Annotated in this window: 14 protein-coding genes; 12 read left to right on the top strand and 2 right to left on the bottom strand. The window is 70.6% G+C overall.

The window, feature by feature from the left end:
• Window positions 1-51: 51 nt before the first annotated feature.
• The 5 genes from VG296_RS22590 (at window position 52) to VG296_RS22570 (ending at window position 4,860) form a co-directional block, all read left to right on the top strand.
• On the top strand, window positions 52-483 hold the full coding sequence (locus tag VG296_RS22590) for a GNAT family N-acetyltransferase (RefSeq protein WP_325568790.1): 432 nt from the start codon (window positions 52-54) through the stop codon (window positions 481-483).
• A gap of 19 nt (window positions 484-502) precedes the next feature.
• Window positions 503-1,018: a DinB family protein gene (locus VG296_RS22585; RefSeq protein ID WP_325568789.1), complete on the top strand. Its 516-nt coding sequence runs from the start codon at window positions 503-505 to the stop codon at window positions 1,016-1,018.
• Between the two features lie 150 nt (window positions 1,019-1,168).
• The gene (locus tag VG296_RS22580; protein ID WP_325568787.1) at window positions 1,169-2,173 is read left to right on the top strand and encodes a zinc-binding dehydrogenase; all 1,005 of its coding nucleotides are present in this window, start codon (window positions 1,169-1,171) and stop codon (window positions 2,171-2,173) included.
• A gap of 134 nt (window positions 2,174-2,307) precedes the next feature.
• The gene (argS, locus tag VG296_RS22575; protein WP_325568785.1) at window positions 2,308-4,050 is read left to right on the top strand and encodes an arginine--tRNA ligase; all 1,743 of its coding nucleotides are present in this window, start codon (window positions 2,308-2,310) and stop codon (window positions 4,048-4,050) included.
• A 24-nt stretch (window positions 4,051-4,074) separates the two neighbouring features.
• Entirely contained in the window at window positions 4,075-4,860 is a 786-nt protein-coding gene (locus VG296_RS22570; protein ID WP_325568783.1) for a tyrosine-protein phosphatase, read from the top strand.
• An 18-nt stretch (window positions 4,861-4,878) separates the two neighbouring features.
• Here VG296_RS22570 and VG296_RS22565 read toward each other — a convergent pair whose 3' ends face one another.
• Window positions 4,879-5,214, bottom strand: a complete 336-nt coding sequence (locus tag VG296_RS22565) for an Ig-like domain-containing protein (protein ID WP_325568782.1) — start codon at window positions 5,212-5,214, stop codon at window positions 4,879-4,881.
• Between the two features lie 193 nt (window positions 5,215-5,407).
• Between VG296_RS22565 and VG296_RS22560 the strand changes: the two genes are divergently transcribed.
• From VG296_RS22560 to VG296_RS22530, 7 genes are all read left to right on the top strand, one after another.
• Window positions 5,408-6,313 carry an ABC transporter ATP-binding protein gene (locus VG296_RS22560; protein WP_325568780.1) on the top strand — a complete coding sequence of 302 codons (906 nt, stop codon included), beginning with the start codon at window positions 5,408-5,410 and terminating at the stop codon, window positions 6,311-6,313.
• Window positions 6,314-6,324: 11 nt separating this feature from the next.
• On the top strand, window positions 6,325-7,098 hold the full coding sequence (locus VG296_RS22555; RefSeq protein ID WP_325568885.1) for an ABC transporter permease: 774 nt from the start codon (window positions 6,325-6,327) through the stop codon (window positions 7,096-7,098).
• Between the two features lie 7 nt (window positions 7,099-7,105).
• Window positions 7,106-8,368, top strand: a complete 1,263-nt coding sequence (locus VG296_RS22550) for a sensor histidine kinase (RefSeq protein ID WP_325568779.1) — start codon at window positions 7,106-7,108, stop codon at window positions 8,366-8,368.
• On the top strand, window positions 8,365-9,003 hold the full coding sequence (locus VG296_RS22545; RefSeq protein ID WP_325568777.1) for a response regulator transcription factor: 639 nt from the start codon (window positions 8,365-8,367) through the stop codon (window positions 9,001-9,003). The genes VG296_RS22550 and VG296_RS22545 overlap by 4 nt, the downstream gene beginning before the upstream one ends.
• Before the next feature lie 78 nt (window positions 9,004-9,081).
• Window positions 9,082-9,939: a sulfurtransferase gene (locus VG296_RS22540; RefSeq protein WP_325568775.1), complete on the top strand. Its 858-nt coding sequence runs from the start codon at window positions 9,082-9,084 to the stop codon at window positions 9,937-9,939.
• Between the two features lie 7 nt (window positions 9,940-9,946).
• A complete protein-coding gene (locus tag VG296_RS22535) occupies window positions 9,947-13,318 on the top strand; it encodes a BTAD domain-containing putative transcriptional regulator (protein WP_325568773.1) in 3,372 nt (1,123 codons plus the stop codon).
• Between the two features lie 299 nt (window positions 13,319-13,617).
• On the top strand, window positions 13,618-14,592 hold the full coding sequence (locus tag VG296_RS22530) for a pirin family protein (RefSeq protein ID WP_325568771.1): 975 nt from the start codon (window positions 13,618-13,620) through the stop codon (window positions 14,590-14,592).
• Between the two features lie 52 nt (window positions 14,593-14,644).
• On the opposite strand, the gene VG296_RS22525 is transcribed toward VG296_RS22530, so the two are convergent.
• Window positions 14,645-16,708, bottom strand: coding sequence for an ArnT family glycosyltransferase (locus VG296_RS22525; RefSeq protein WP_325568769.1), 2,064 nt, complete (start codon window positions 16,706-16,708; stop codon window positions 14,645-14,647).
• Between the last annotated feature and the right edge of the window lie 110 nt (window positions 16,709-16,818).

Raw genomic sequence — 16,818 nt, 5'->3', positions numbered from 1 at the left:
GCCGCGATTGCGTTCGGCACGAGCGCCGTTCATGGCCTAGTGTGCGTATCCGTGATTGCGCGCAGAGCGGACGGCTACGAGATATCCGACGACAACGACCGCCTCGAAATCGAGCTCATCCACGACTGGCTCTCCACCGACGCCTTCTGGGCGCTCGGCCGCAGCCTGGAGACGGTGCGACGCTCGATCGCCGGGTCGGTCAACTTCGGGGTGTACGACGAGTCCGGCAAGCAGGTCGCCTTCGCGCGCGTCGTCACCGACCTGGCCACCTTCGCGTGGCTCTGCGACGTGTATGTGGACCGCGTGCACCGCGGGCTCGGCATCGGCACCTGGCTGACCGCGACGATCCGCGATCACCTCGCGCCGTTCCAGCTCAAGCGCGTGCTGCTGTCCACGAAGGACGCGCACGAGGTCTACGCCCGCGCCGGGTTCGTGAAGTTCCCGGATCCGGAGCGACTGATGTACATGACCTTCACTTCCTAGGAATGGAAAGACCACGGGGATGGACACTTACAAGTCGCCGATGAACCGCGTCGAGCCGCCGCTGATCGCCACCGAGCGCGAGGCCCTGGCCGGCTGGCTCGACTACCACCGCGCCGAGTTGCTCTCGAAGCTCGACGGACTCACGGACGAGCAGGCCGACCGCCGTGTCGTGCCCTCGCTCAACACCCTGCACGGCCTCGTCCGGCACCTGACCAAGGTCGAGTACGTGTGGTTCATGCTCATCATCGAAGGCAGCGACGAACCCGCGCCCTTCGGCTGGCCCGAGCGCGTGGACGGCGACTTCCTGCTCGATGACGGCGAATCCGTGGAGGCCGACGCCGCCCGCTTCGTCGCCGCCTGCGAGCGCAGCCGCGAGATCTTCGCGCGCGTCGACCTGGACGACGTGCGCACCCATCGCCGCATCGGCGAGCTCGACGTGCGCTGGATCATGATCCACATGCTCGAGGAGTACGCGCAGCACAACGGCCACGCCGACATCCTGCGCGAGCTGATCGACGGCACGACGCAGAGCTGAGCCGCGGAGCCGGGGCTCTCGGGCTGAGCCCGCCGAGCCGAGTCTTAGGCCGAAAGACCTAGGGCGGTTCGGCCGTGCGCCCGAGGTGCGCCGGTTCCGCGCTGCCTAGGGTCCTGAGTCATAAGGATTCCGACTCGGCAGGAGGCTCCGATGAGGGCGATCGTGGTGCGTGAGTTCGGCGGCCCGGAAGTGCTGCGGATCGAGGAGGTGCCGGACCCGGCGCCGGGCGCGGGCGAACTGCTCGTGCGGGTGGCGGCGGCCGGGATCCAGTTCATCGAGACGCAGACGAGAACGGGCACGCTGCAGGGCGTCTCGCCGGTAGCGCCGAAGTCGCTGCCGTGGACCCCGGGCCGCGAGGTGGCCGGCGAGGTCCTCGCGGTGGGCGGCGGCGTGTCCGCCGACTGGATCGGCCGCCGCGTGTCCGGCGTGACGGTTCCCACCGCGGACGGACCGGGCGGCGGCTACGCGGAGCTCGCCGTGGTCCAGGCCGAGGGTTCGCATCAGCTCCCGGACACGCTCGACTACGCCGACGCGGTCTCGCTGCTCGGCACCGGCCGTACCGCGCTGGGACTGGTTGAGCAGGCCGAGGTCGGCAAGGGAGACACCGTACTCGTCGAGGGCGCGACGGGAGCGGTCGGCGTGCTCAGCATGCAGCTCGCCCGGGCGGCCGGTGCCGAGCGGGTCATCGCGCTCGTGCGCGGAACGGAAAAGGCGCAGCTCGCCAAGGACTTCGGAGCGGACATCGCGGTGGATACGTCGGCCGACGACTGGCCCGAGCAGGTTCGCGCCGCCGCGCCCGACGGCGTGACGGTCGTCTTCGACGGGGTCGGTGGCGAGTTCGGCGCGACGACGTTCGAGCTCGTCACACGCGGCGGCCGGTTCGTGATCTTCGGCTTCTCCAGCGGCACGATGACGAAGGTCGATCCGGAACACGCGGCCGAGCGCGGCGTCAGTGTCCTGTCGTACTTCGGCCCGCCGACCGGCCCGCGCGGCCCCGAAGTGCTGCTGCGCCAGTCGCGCGACGTGCTCGCCGCCGTCGCCGAGGGCAGGCTGCGCACGCTGGTCGGCACGCGCTTCCCGCTCGACCAGGCGGCCCAGGCCCACGCGGCGATCGCGGCCCGCCGCACGACCGGAAAGACCGTGCTCGAGCCGTAAGAACGCCTGCGGATCGACACCGCCGAGTAGACCGCCCGAAAATGCGGTGATCTTCGGGCCGCGTCCCGGATAGCATCGAGCGACGCGGCCCCGCGTCGGGCGGGCCGCTCGACGCGGTGGAGGTCGTGGTCGCGATGCCTGAGGTGCTCGGAGCGAAGGATCTGGTGGACGCGGCGGTGGCGCAGGCCATGGTGCGCGTGCTGCCGCGCGAGCTCGCTGCCGGGGATCCTCTGGTCCGCCGCTCGGACCGGGCCGACTACCAGTCCAACGCCGCGCTCGGCCTCGCGAAGAAGGCGGGCATCGCGCCCCGGGAGCTGGCGCAGGCGCTGCTGGATTCGCTCACCGGTGACCTGGCCGCGGAGCTCTCCGGCCCCGGATTCCTCAACATCACGCTGACCGACGCGGCGCTGTGGCACATCGTCGCGGCGCGGCTCGCCGATGAGCAGCGGATGGGAGTCGGCGCACCGGCGCACGGCACACGGACGCTTGTGGACTATTCGGGCCCGAACATCGCGAAGCAACTGCACGTCGGGCACATCCGGAGCACCGTCATCGGCGACGCGCTCGTACGTGTCCTGACGTACCTCGGCGCGGACGTGGTCAAGGTGAACCACCTCGGCGACTGGGGGACGGCGTTCGGCAAGCCCATCCAGTACATCGACGAGCACACCGACTTGTCGCTCGACTCCATCGACCTCGACGCGCTCGACGACGTGTACAAGGCCGCGCAGCAGCAGTTCGTCGCAGACCCCGAATTCGCGGTGCGGGCTCGGGCACGGGTCGTCGCACTGCAAAGCGGCGACGAGGCGACGCTGGCGGCGTGGCACAAGCTCGTCGAAGTCTCGATGGACGCATTCCAGGCGCTCTACCAGCGGCTCGGCATCCTGCTGACCCCAGAGGACGCGGTGGCCGAGTCCTTCTACAACCCCTGGCTCGGCGATGTCGTGTCCGCGCTCGATGCCAAGGGCCTGCTGACCGAGTCGGAGGGCGCGCAGTGCGTGTTCCTCGACGGCTTCGCGGATTCGGAAGGTCGGCCGCTGCCGCTGATCGTGCGCAAATCAGACGGCGGATACGGGTACGCCGCCACCGACCTCGCCGCGGTCCGCTACCGGGTCGAGGAGGTCAAGGCGAAGCGCATGCTGTACGTCATCGACGCGCGGCAGGCGCTCCACCTGCGGATGGTCTTCGAAACCGCTCGGCAGGCGGGCTGGCTGCCGGACGACGTCGAGGCCGTACACATCCCGTTCGGCACGATCCTCGGCACCGACGGCAGGCCGTTCAGGTCCCGGTCCGGGGACACGCCGCGGCTCAAGGAGCTGCTGGACGCCGCGATCGCCGGGGCCCGTGCCGTCGTCGCCGAGAAGAGCGCCGAACTGCCGCCGGAGGAGTTCGAGAACGTGGTTCAGGCCGCCGGGATCGGCGCGGTCAAGTATGCCGACCTGTCGAACGCACGGATCAAGGACTATGTCTTCGACCCCGACCGGATGGTCTCGCTGACCGGGAACACGAGCGTCTACCTCCAGTACGCGCATGCGCGGACATGTTCGGTGCTGCGCAAGGCCGACGCACTTCTCGACACCGCCGCAGACGTCGACCCCGCAGTCCCAATCCACCGGGCCGAACGGTCTCTGATCCTCACGCTCGACGAGTTCGGCGCGGTACTCGCCGAGGTCGGGACGACGCTGGAGCCGCATCGCCTCTGCACGTACCTGTACGAGCTGGCCAAGGCCTTCAGCGACTTCTGGCAGAACTGCCCCGTCCTCAAGGCGGACGGCGCCGCGCAGCGCGGAAACCGTGTCGCGCTCGTCCGGCTGACGCAGCGCACACTCGCCCAGGGCCTCGACCTTCTCGGCATCTCGGCGCCGCAGCGGCTGTGACCCGAGAGGGCTATGATCGCTCGCGTGATCGCGGGACGAGACCTGGGCCTGACCGGACTGCCCAACGCGCGTGACCTCGGCGGCTACCCCGCGGCCGACGGTCACGCCGTGCGCGCGGGCCTGCTGCTGCGCTCCGAGGCGCTGACCAACGCGACCCCGGAGGACGTGGCCGCGCTCGCGCGGATGGGCGTCGGCACGGTAGTCGACCTGCGCGGCGACAGCGAGATCGAGATGTTCGGCGAGGGCCCGTGGACCGGCCGCCGCGTCCACGTGCCCACCGCCGATCTCACCCAGGCCGTGTTCTCGCGGATGGTGAACGCCGGTCCGGACGGCGAGCCGCTCGCCGAGGACGACGTCTACAAGGTCATGATCGAGATGTACCGCCAGTTCGTCACCGACGACTCCTGCCGCGCCGCGTACGGCTCAGCCCTCGCCCTGATCACCGAGCAGGCCTCGCAGAGTACGCCGATCCTGTTCCACTGCACGGCTGGAAAGGACCGCACCGGCTGGCTGACCGCGATCGTCCTGACGGCGCTCGGCGTCGACCGAGAGACCGTGTACGAGGACTACCTGCTCACGAACCAGCGCGCCGCGGAGGGCCGCGGCGCCGCGGCGCGGGCCAAGCTCCTCGCCCTGCTGCGCCAGATGGTAGGCGAGCGCCAGCCGATCGCACCCCTGCTCGACGTCCGCCGCGAATACCTCCAGGCCGCCTTCGACGAGGCCGAGGCAAAGCACGGCTCCATCGACGCCTACCTACACGAGGCCCTCGCCGCCGACGTAGACCGCCTCCGCGCCGCGCTTCTCGCCTAGGCTTTCAGCTCCTGGGAATCAGCGCAGGGCCAGAATCAGCCCGCTGCGACGTTCGGTGAAGGTCACGGCCGCGCTGCGTCGTTTGCCCTCGCCGTCCACGACGGTCACCGTGCAGCGGCCGACGCGCGAGCTCACCACGCACACCCGGGCCACGCCGTAGTGGTTGGTCACCGCGTCCGTTGCGAGCAGCACCGCGCCGTTGTCCGCGCTGAAGGCGATCGGCAGGCCGGCACACGGGGTGTCATCGGCCTCGCTCACCCGCACCAGCATGCTGTTCTCGCTGAACCCGTTGGCCGGCGCGTTGTCCTCCATCACGGAGATCGAGTACTTGGGCTCCGGGGTGGTCTCCGGCACGACTACTCCTCCCGCGTCGCTGCGTCGCGTCGTGCTCACGTCGCACCAGGTTTCCACGAGATACGCGTTCCGGCTACCCCTTGTGCTGACAAAGGCATCCACCGATCGGTGGATGCCGGAATCCACCGCGCCGCCCCCGGATCCGCCCTGCCGGTCGATTCGGCGGACCCCGCTCCGGCGGCATCGTGGTGGCATGCCAGTTATCGAGGTCACCAACCTGCACAAGGAGTACGGCCGGGTCACGGCCGTGGACGACGTCAGCTTCGCCGTCGAGCCGGGGGAGATCTTCGGGATCCTCGGTCCGAACGGCGCCGGGAAGACCACCACCGTCGAGTGCATCTCGGGCCTGCGCGCGCCGGACGGCGGCAGCGTACGCGTGCTCGGGCTCAACCCCGTCGCCGACCGGGACGAGCTGCACCAGACCGTCGGCGTGCAACTGCAGGAGGCCGGGCTGCCGGACAAGCTCAAGGTCCACGAGGTCATGCGGCTCTACGCGTCCTTCTACCGCGACCCGGCCGACGTGGACGGGCTGCTGCGCCGCCTCGGCCTGGCCGGAAAGGCCGACGCCCGCTACAAGAAGCTCTCCGGCGGCCAGAAGCAGCGCCTGGCCATCGCGCTCGCCCTGATCGGCAACCCGCGCGTCGTCATCCTCGACGAGCTCACCACCGGCCTCGACCCGCACGCCCGGCGCGAGACCTGGGGCCTGGTCGAGCAGGTGCGCGCCGCGGGCGTCACCGTGCTGCTCGTCACGCACTTCATGGAGGAGGCCGAGCGGTTGTGCGACCGGCTCGCCCTCATCGACCGCGGCCGCGTCGTGGCCGTGGACACCCCCGCGGGCCTGGCCGAACGCACCGGCGCCGGCCAGCGGATGCGCTTTCGTCCGTCCGTACCGATCGAGGACGCCGAGCTGCTCGCGCTGCCCGAGGTCGACTCCGTCACCCGGCACGGCGCGCAGTTCGAGCTGTCCGGCAACGCGCAGCTCACCCAGGCCGTGACCGCGTTGCTGGCTCGCCGCCAGATCGTCGCCGAGGGCCTGCGTGTCGAGCAGGCCAGCCTCGACGACGCCTTCATCACCCTCACCGCTGCAAAGGAGAATTAGAAGTGACCGCCATGACCGTGAACGCCGCGGCTCCCGCGCACGCGCGCCGCAGGCTCACCGCGCAGGGTTTCCGGGCCCTGGTCGGCATGCACCTGAAGCTGATGCGCCGCGAGCCCGGCGTGTTCGTGATGATCGTCCTGCCGGTGGTGCTGCTGATCATCTTCGGCGTCATCCCCGGCACCAAGACGCCGGAGGCCGACCTCGGCGGACGCAGCGTGCTGGACGTCTACCTGCCGACCGTCGCCGCGATGGTCCCGCTGATGGTCGCCTGCACCGGCCTGCCGAGCGCGATGGCGTCCTTCCGTGAACGCAATACCCTGCGACGCTTCTCGGTCAGCCCGGTGCCGCCCGGCGGGATGCTCGCCGCGCTGGTCGCCGTGCTCTCGGTCTTCGCCGCGCTCGGTGTGCTGCTGATCCTGCTGCTCGGCACGCTCGTGTTCGGCGCGAAGACCCCCTCGAACATCGGCGCCGTGGTCAGCTCGTTCGTGCTCGGCTTCACCGCGGTCATCGCGATCGGCATGATCCCGGCCGCGATCGCCACGTCGAACAGCATGGCCAACGGCATGGGCATCCCGTTCATGATCCTCAACTTCTTCTTCGCCGGCCTCTACGTCCCGATCGCGCAGATGCCGCACGTCATGCAGACCATCGGCGAGTACGTGCCCTTCGGCGCCGTGATGGACGCCTGGTCCGGCACCGGAGCGTTGTGGCAACACCTTGCGGTACTGGCCGGATACACTGTGCTCGGGGGCGTGGCCTCCGCCAAGCTGTTCCGCTGGGAGTGAGACCGCAGTGCCGCCGAAGACCCCGATAGAGAGGCGCGAGCGCCAGCTCGACCTGGCGTTCGCGGTCGTGCCCTACGTGGCGCTCGCCGTTTCGCTGGCCCTCGCGCTGGCCACCGAGCAGCCGCTCACCGAACGGTACGCGGCCTGGACGGTGGGGCTGTCCGCGGTGGCGGCCGTGTGGCTGACGACCGTGCGGGTGCCGCACTGCGAGCAGCACGAGCATGTGGCCAGGTCGGTCGTCTTCTACGTCGGTCATCTGGCGCTGATCGGCGCGCTGATCGTCATCAACCCCTTCTTCGCGGTCTTCGGCTTCACCGGCTACCTGTTCGTGCGGTACCTGCCTGGCAACGGCTCGCGGGTGGCCGGCATGGTGGTCAACGCCGCGCTGATGGCGCTGTCCGAGATCGGCGGCGCCAACCAGCTGCAGGGCAGGGGCTGGATTCCGTACATCGGCCTGTTCACGGTCAACGTCTTCATCGTCGGCGCGATGACCAAGGGCGCGATGGACGAGGACCGGCGCGCCGAACAGCGCACGCGCACCATCGACCAGCTCTCCGAGGCCAACCGGCAGCTCGAGCAGATCATGGAGGAGAACGCGGGGCTGCACGCCCAGCTCGTCGCCCAGGCCCGCGAAGCAGGGGTCTTCGACGAGCGGCAGCGGATGGCGGGGGAGATCCACGACACCCTGGCGCAGGGCCTGACCGGGATCCTCGCGCAGCTCGAGGCGGTCGAGCTGGCCGACGGCGACGAGCCGCGCCGACGCCGGCACTTCGGTCTGGCCAAGGAGCTCGCGCGGGACAGCCTGGCCGAGGCGCGTCGCTCGGTGCAGGCGCTGCGCCCGCAGAAGCTGGAGGACGCGCGGCTGCCTGACGCGGTCCGCACGCTCGCCGACGAATGGAAGCAGACCTCTGGCATCCCCGTCCGCGTCGAGGTGGACGGGGAGGCGACGCCCTTGCAGCCCGCGCTCGAGGTCGTGCTCTTCCGGGCCGCGCAGGAGGCCCTCGCCAACATCGCCAAGCACGCCCAGGCCAGCCGCGCCGGGATGACGCTGACCTACATGCACGACCAGGTCTCGCTCGATGTGCTCGACGACGGCAAGGGCTTCGACGCGCGGCAGGTCAACGGCGACGGATACGGTCTCGCCGCGATGCGCCAGCGGCTGCGGCAGGTCGGCGGCGGCCTGGAGATCGAGAGCACGCCGGGCGACGGGACGACCGTGAGCGCGAGCGTTCCGGCGCTGCGCGGCAATGAGAGGCCGAGCGAACCGTGACCGAGCAGCGAATCAGACTGCTGATCGTCGATGACCATCCGATCGTGCGGGACGGCCTGCGCGCCGTCTTCGAGGACGACGCCGCCTTCGAGGTCGCGGGCGAGGCCGGCGACGGCATCGAAGCCGTGGACCGGGCCGTCGCGCTCGGCGTGGACGTGGTGCTGATGGACCTCCGGATGCCGCGGATGGGCGGCGTCGAGGCGATCCGGCGGCTCCGCGAGAAGGCGCCCGACATCAGGGTTCTGGTGCTCACGACGTTCGACAGCGACTCCGACGTGCTGCCCGCCGTCGAGGCCGGCGCCACGGGATATCTGCTCAAGGACGCCCCGCGGGACGAGTTGCTGCGCGCGGTCCACGCGGCGAATCTCGGCCAGGCCGTCCTCGCGCCGTCGGTCGCGCAGAAGCTGCTCGGCCGCGTACGCACCCCGGTGGCGCCCGCCGAGCAGCTGACCGACCGCGAACTCAAGGTACTCACGCTGGTGGCCTCCGGCACGACCAACCGCGAGGCCGCCAAACAACTGTTCATCAGCGAGGCGACGGTCAAGACTCATCTGCTGCACGCATACGCCAAGCTCGGGGTGCGCGACCGGGCCGCGGCCGTCGCGGAAGCCTACAAGCGCGGCCTGCTCGGTTGATCTCCCGGGCGCTCGCGCTCGGCTAAGCTCGAAGCGCGGTGCTGCCCCCACGAACCGAAACGTAACCTGGAGCGAACCATGGTAGACGTGCTGATCAGCGCGAGGGAGCTGCACGACCGGCTCGCCCGGGAAGCCGACCGTCCGCTGGTGCTGGACGTGCGCTGGATGCTCGGCGATCCGCTCGGCCACCAGCACTACGTGGAGCGGCGCATCCCGGGCTCCGTGTACGTGGATATGAACACGGACCTCGCCGCGCCGTCGTCCCCGCTCGAGGGACGCCACCCGCTGCCGACGCCCGAACACTTTCAGACCGCGGCGCGCGGTTGGGGCCTGCGCGACGGCCAGAACGTCGTGGTGCTCGATGACAACGGTGGCATGTCCGCGGCGCGCGCCTGGTGGCTGCTGCGCTGGGCCGGGCACGAGAACGTGCGCCTGCTGGACGGCGGTCTCAAGGGGTGGGTCGACGCCGGTTACGAGCTCGACGGGCTGGACACCCCGGTCCCGGTTCGGGAGCCGGGTGACGTGCAGCTGGGCTCGGGCCACATGCCGACGCTCGACATGGACCAGGCCGCGGAGTTCTCGAAGCGCGGCGTACTGCTGGACGCGCGCGCCGGCGAGCGCTATCGCGGCGAGCAGGAGCCGATCGACCCGCGCGCGGGCCACATCCCGGGAGCGTTCAGCGCGCCGACGGCGGAGAACCTGCAGGAGAACGGCAGGTTCAAGGACCCGCACGAGCTGCGCTGCCGCTTCGAGGCGCTGGGCGTGGTCGCGGGCAAGCCGGACGCGGTCGCGGCGTACTGCGGCTCGGGCGTGACCGCGGCGCACGAGGTCGTGGCGCTGGCCGTGGCGGGGATACACGCCGCGCTGTACCCGGGTTCCTGGTCGCAGTGGTCGAACGACCCGGAGCGTCCCGCCGCCACGGGCCCCGAGGCTTAGGACGGCGATGCGCGTCGGCATCCTCGGCCCCCTCGAAGTCCACGTTCGCGCTGCCGCGCAACCCGGGCCGGCCGACTCGGCGGACGGAACGATCGAGGTTCCCGGCCGCCGTCTTCGAGCCCTGCTGATCCGTCTCGCGCTCGATCCCGGCCGCGTCGTGTCGGCCGAGCGGCTGATCGACGACCTCTGGCAGGACGAGCCCCCCGCGGCGGCCCACAACGCGCTGCAGGCCCTGGTTTCGCGGCTGCGCGCAGTCGTCGGGCGATCGACCATCGAGCAGGGTGGCGGCGGCTACCGGCTGAACGCGCGGCCGGAGGACGTGGACGTCGTCCAGTTCGAGCGGCACGTCCGCTCCGGCCGTGCGCGTCTCGATGCCGGAGACGCGTCGAGCGCTGCCAACGAGTTTCGGGCGGCTCTGGCCCTTTGGCGTGGCAGCGCACTGTCCGACGTGGAGGGCATGCCGTTCGCCGAGCCGGAAGCGGCGGCCCTGGAGGAGCAGCGTGTCGCGGCGGTGGAAGACCTCGTGGACGCCGTCCTCGCGCAGCCCGGTCCCGCAAGCGACCTGCTGCCCGAACTCGAGCAGCTACGTGTCGCCTTCCCGCTGCGCGAGCGTCTGCACGCGCGGTATATGAAGGTGCTGTACGCACTCGGCAGGCAGGCGGAAGCGCTCGCGGCATACGAGCAGCTGCGGTCGACACTGGCCGACCGGCTCGGCGTCGACCCGTCACCAGAGCTCGCCAAGCTGCACCTCGCGATGCTTCGCCAGGAGCCGCCCACCGCACCCGCCGCAGCACGTCCCGCGCCGGCGGTTGAATCCTTCCCTCGGCTCGGCAACCTGCCGGCCCAGCTGACCAGCTTCATCGGCCGTGAACCCGAGCTCGAACTCGTCAGCGACCTGCTGCGCAACGCCCGCCTCGTCACCCTGACCGGCCCCGGCGGCGCGGGCAAGACCAGGCTCGCCCAGGAATGCGGCGCCCGCCTCGGCGAACTCGCGCCCGACGGCGTCTGGTTCGCGCCGCTGGCTGCCGTCGCGGACGGAACCAACGTGCCGCAAGCCGTGCTCGCCGCCCTCGGCGGCGAGAACACGCTGTCCTTCGCCGAGATCGCGCTCGACGGTGTCGACGCGCTGACCCCGCGCGAGCGCCTGCACGCTCTTATCGCGGACCGCAAGATGGTCCTCATCCTCGACAACTGCGAGCACGTGCTCGACGCCGTGGCAGAACTCGTCGATAAGGTCCTCTCGTCCGCGTCGGGTGTCCGCGTGCTGGCGACGAGCCGCGAACCGCTCGCACTGACCGGCGAGACGCTGTGTCCCGTCACCTCGCTTGCCCTGCCACCGGACGCCGCGGCCGATTCAGCAGCCGGTTCGGCAGTCGACTTGGCGGCTGACCCGTCCGTAGACGTCCCCGCCGCCGAATCCGCCCTCGAATACCCCGCCGTGCGGCTCTTCGTCGAGCGCGCCGGTTCGGTGCGCCCCGGATTCCAGCTGACTGCCACCAACGTCGCCCCCGTCGTCCACATCTGCCGGGCCCTCGACGGCATCCCGCTCGCCATCGAACTCGCCGCCGCGCGGCTGCGTTCGCTGAGCGCGCAGCAGGTCGCCGACCGCCTCGACGACCGCTTCCGCCTGCTGTCCAGCGGCAGCCGTACCGCGCTGCCGCGTCATCAGACGTTGCGCGCGATCGTCGACTGGAGCTGGGAGCTGCTCACCCCGGCCGAGCGTACGGTCCTCGCCCGCCTGTCCGTCTTCGCGGGCGGCGCCACACCCGAGGCCGCGGCCCACGTCTGCGCCATCGGAGCGTCCGCGGAAACGACTTCGGCATCGATCGCGGCCGACGATGTGATCGACGTGATCGCGTCCCTCGTCGACAAGTCGCTCGTCGTGGCGCAGGAGGACGACGCGGGCGAGGTGCGGTACCGGCTGCTCGAGACGGTCCGCGCGTACTCGGCCGAACGGCTCGAGGAATCCGGCGAACGCTCGCGGATCCGCGCCGCGCACGCCGCGCACTTCGCCGCGCTCGCCGAGCGTGCCGAGCCGGAACTGCGTACCGCGGACCAGATCCGCTGGATCATCCGGCTCACCCTGGAACGCGACAATTTCAACGCCGCGCTCCGGCACGCCGTCGACAGCGTCGACGTCGTGACGGCGCTGCGGCTGTTCCAGGGCCTGCTCTGGTTCTGGCTGATGCGCAACCTCGAGAAGGAGGCGACGGCGTGGGCCGAGGAGCTCAGTGAGCTGATCACGGACTCCGGCGTCGAGATCCCCGCGGAACTCGGCGAGGCGCATCTGCTCTGCTCCACCATGTACCGGCTGCTGCGGACGATGCGCGAGCACTCCGGCGACCTGGAAGCCGCCGCCAGAGTCCTGATGGACAGCCTGCCCGAGGACACGTCCGCGTTCCGCCACCCGGTGCTCGCCCTCGCCCGACCCGTCGCCGGGGTGTTCATCACGCGCGGCACGGACGTGACCGCGACGCGCCGCGCACTCGACACCCTGGCCGACCACCCCGACCCGTGGGTCCGGGCCGGCCGCGACTCGTTCACCGCGCTGCTCGAGCTCAACGCGGCGAACCCCGACGCCACCGAGGAACTGCTGCTCTCCGGCTACGCGAAGTTCCGCGAGCTCGGCGAGCGCCAGGGCCTGGTGCTCACGCTCGTCATCCTCACCGAGTTCGCGCTGGCCAAGGGGGACTACCGCACCGCGGTGAGCCGCGCGGAGGAGGCATACGGCTACGCGACCGACGGGATGAGCACCGAATCCGGCTCGATGCTGCTGATCAGGGTGGGCCTAGCGCGCAGTTGCGCCGGGGAGACCGAGCAGGGCCGTCGGCTCATGGAACAGGCCGTCCGCACCGCCGAACGCTGCGGCGAACTCGCCGACGCCGCGGCCGGCCACGCCGAACTGGCCGTCCTCGCCTTCAAGCTGGACGACCGGGCCGAGGCACGCAGACAGCTCGCCAGCGCGACCGAACTGATCGACACCCGCCCCGGACGCCCCGACGCCGGCATGGCCCGCACCATCACCCTCGCGCGCCGCGGCTACCTCGCCACCCTCGACGGCGACTTCGAGATCGCCCGCGACTGCTACCGGCAGGCCGTCGACGTGGTGTGGGACGGCCCCTTCCTGAGCTTCATGTCCGGCCTCGACGAGGTGCTGCGCGGCCTCGCCGCCCTAGCCGGCGCACAGGGCGATCAAATCCGCGCCGCGGAGCTCCTCGGCGCCGCGTTCTCCGTCACCGGCATGGAGAACAAGGCCTCCTACGCCGACCCGCACACCCGCGCCGCCGCTCTCGCCGCCCTGGGCGAGCAACCCTTCGCCGCCGCCTTCGCCCGCGGCCGCCACCTCCCGAAGTCCGACATCCTCGCCCTCGAGCCCTAGCGACCCGCCGTAGCCACCCGCGGTGCGCATCCGCTCAACCACCTTCGGCTGCTGATCGGGCTCATCTCGTTCCTGCCGATCTTCTGGGCCGCGGCGGGCATCCGGGCTTCGAGCTTTCGCGCTTCGGGTCCTCGGTGGCGGAGCGGGCGTTCGAGGTGGACGGTGGAACCGAAGTGCGCATCACTGTGGACGGTGCTCGTGCGCGGCCGCGGGTGGCGGAATGCGCGCGGATCGTTTAATGTTCAACTATCCGAGCGGGCGCGTGCAGCGACGCTCAGCCGAGATCGAAGGAGGACGAGATGCCCGCCGTGACCACCGACAGGCTGTTGGAACTGCCGCGCGTCCCAGTGCCCGACCCGCAGGCCGCCACGCCGCGCCGGGTCCGCTCCATCACCACCGCGCCGCAGGGCTTCGAGGGCGAGGGCTTCCCCGTCTACCGGGCCTTCGCGGGCGTGTCCAAGCAGACCCTCGACCCCTTCATCCACATGGACCAGATGGGTGAGGTCGAGTACGCCCCGGGCGAGCCCAAGGGCACCCCGTGGCACCCGCACCGCGGCTTCGAGACCGTGACCTACATCATCGACGGCACCTTCGTGCACCAGGACTCGCACGGCGGCGGCGGCGTGATCACCGACGGCGACACGCAGTGGATGACCGCGGGCAGCGGTCTGCTGCACATCGAGACTCCGCCGGAGGCGCTGGTGATGTCGGGCGGGCTGTTCCACGGCATCCAGCTGTGGGTGAACCTGCCCTCGGCCAACAAGTGGAACCCGCCGCACTACCAGAGCATCGAGGGCCCGCAGACCAAGCTGCTCAGCACTCCGGACGGCGGTGCGCTGATCCGCGTCGTCGCCGGCGAGGTCGGCGAGCACAACGGCCCCGGCTCCACCTTCACCCCGATCACCATGGTGCACGCCACGCTGAGCCCCGGCGCGCAGATGACGCTGCCGTGGAACCCGGGCTTCAACGCGCTGGCCTACTCGCTCTCCGGCCGTGGCACGGTCGGCGCGGACGCCCGCCCGTTCGACTCCCACCAGCTCACCGTCTTCGGCGAGGGCGACTCGATCACCATCGCCGCCACCGACCGCCCGGACAGCCGGACCCCGAACTTCGACGTCCTGCTGCTCGGCGGCCAGCCGATCCGCGAGCCGGTCTTCGCCTACGGCCCCTTCGTGATGAACACGAAGGAAGAGGTCGTGCAGGCCTTCGAGGACTACCAGAAGGGAAAGCTCGGCGTCATCCCGGCGGACCCGATCCCGCACCTCGGCTCCTGACGGAGCGCGATTCTCGGCAGGCGCCGAGGTGCGGGGGTCTCGGCGGCCCCGCTCAGGCGCCGCAGTGATACAGCGGGGCCGTCTCCTCGGGGACGGCCCCGTATGCCGAGGCCGGGACGAGCTGGCAGTGCTTGGCGACGTCGGCGGCGATCCTCGTGAGATCCGTCGGCTGTGTCTGAGCCTCGGCCGCCGCGAGGCGCAACTGGGGTTGCTTGCCGAGCTGGGTGCCCGGGAAGTGCATGCCGCGGCCGGTGAGCAGCACGTAGTGCAGCTTGCCCGAGCTCAGCATGCTGTTGAACTGCTGCGGCTGCGGGAAGTCCGCGTTGCCGGAGAAGCCGCCCATCGGGAGGACCTGCGCGCCGTCGGTCAGGATGTACGGCGACGCCGCGGCCCACGATTCCGTCGCCACCAGGTAACGTGCTCCGTTGCGGTGGTCCGTGAGGTACGTCAGCAGCCGTGCCTGCGCGGCGGTGAGCTGTTCCGGCGGATCGAAGGGGTTGAATCCGCCGAATCCGCCGCCGAGTTTGCCGCCGGTTTTCGCCGACGCGCCGCCGTGCCGGGTCTGCGCTGACAGGGTGTCGAAGGTCTTGGCGAAGCGGCCGAACATGCCGCCGGTGTAACCGCCCGCGTTGGCGTTGCCCGAACTGCCCGCGTACTTCGAGTCGAAGACGGAAAGCGACCACATCGCCGGGATCGCCAGCATCAGTGCGCAGCACGTGACCGCCGACCACGCGGTGAACCCGCGGCGCGTGCCGCCGATCCGCCGCGTCACGACCGCCAGCACGACCACGGTGATCGCTAGCGCGGCCAGCGGCAGCGCGATGCCGGGCACGAACGTGGGGAAGTCGGCGCTCAGGTGCACTCCCCAAGCCAGCGTGACGGCGGTCAGCACGGGCAGCGCGAGCCGATCCACTCGTGTTCGCGCGCTGCGGTACATGGCGACCGTGCGCACGAGCGCGTACGTGGAGAGCGCGGCCAACGGCGGGGCGAGCGCGACGACGTAGGTCGAGTGCGGCACGCTGCCCGCGGACAGTGCCAGGCCGGTCATCAGCAGCCAGATGGTCCACATCAGGGCGCCGCCGCGCACCGTGTCAGTACGCTGACGGCCTCGGCGCGGCAGCAGGGCGAGAACGATCCCGGCCGCGGCCACCGGGTAGAGCCAGCCGATCTGCGAGGCGAGATTGTGCTCGAAGAGTTTGAGCCAGCCGCTCTCGCCGTCCCCGCCGAAGTGCCCGCCCTGGATCGTCGAGACGCTACCCGTCCCGGCGGCCGACATGCCCACCGAACCGAAGCGGGCGAGACCGTTGTAGCCGAACACCATCGCGATCGCGCTGTTGTTCGTCGAGCCGTCGATGTACGGCCGGTCCGCGGCCGGAGTCAGGGTTGCGATGATCACCCAGGACAGCGACACGGCGAGGCACACCGCTCCGGCCGCCAGCGTGTGCCACAGCCTGGTCACCCAGCGCGGGGGAGCGGCGATCAGGTACGCGATCGCGAACGCCGGGAGCACGGCCCACGCCTGCATCATCTTGGCCTGGAAGCCGATGCCGACGCATACGCCGCACAGCAGCAGCCAGTGCAGCCTGCCGGTCTGCACCGCGCGCTGCCAGGTCGCCGCCGCGAGAACCAGGGCGCAGGTGAGCGCCGCGTCCTCCAGCACCTTGCCGAACAGGGACGCCGCCACCGGCGTCAGCGCGAAGATCCCGGCCGCGAACAGGCCGGCTGTCGGCCCGATCCAGCGACGCACGGCCGAATTCAGCGCCAGCACCGTCACGACGCCCTCGATCACCTGGGGCAGCGCCAGCGACCACGCGTGGAAGCCGAAGATCTGCGCGCTGATCGCCTGCGGCCACAGGAAGCCGGGGACCTTGTCGATGGTGATCGACGCGTTCGGATCCAGCGCGCCGAACAGGAACGCCCGCCAACCCGTCGTCATCGAGCGCACGGCGACCGCATAGAAGCCGTGATACTGCGCGTGCGCGGCCTCCCAGCCGTACATGCTCGCGGCGAGCACCACGATGCCTGCCAGCAGCCAGCGTTCTCGCCTGGTCCACGGCACTTTGGACTGCGGCACGGTCGACAGCGACACGTTCGACGGCGGCGCGGATAGCGACATCCCCACTCCGTTCACCCCACTTCACTTCGCTTCATTTCACTGTATGCAGTCTGATCAACGCAAAGAGTAACGGATCACAGTGAGGAAGTGTCAGTTATGCGCCTCGCGGC

The sequence above is a fragment of the Actinospica sp. genome (assembly GCF_035552695.1).
Classification (GTDB): domain Bacteria; phylum Actinomycetota; class Actinomycetes; order Streptomycetales; family Catenulisporaceae; genus Actinospica.
This window is presented reverse-complemented; position numbering and strand designations above follow the sequence as displayed.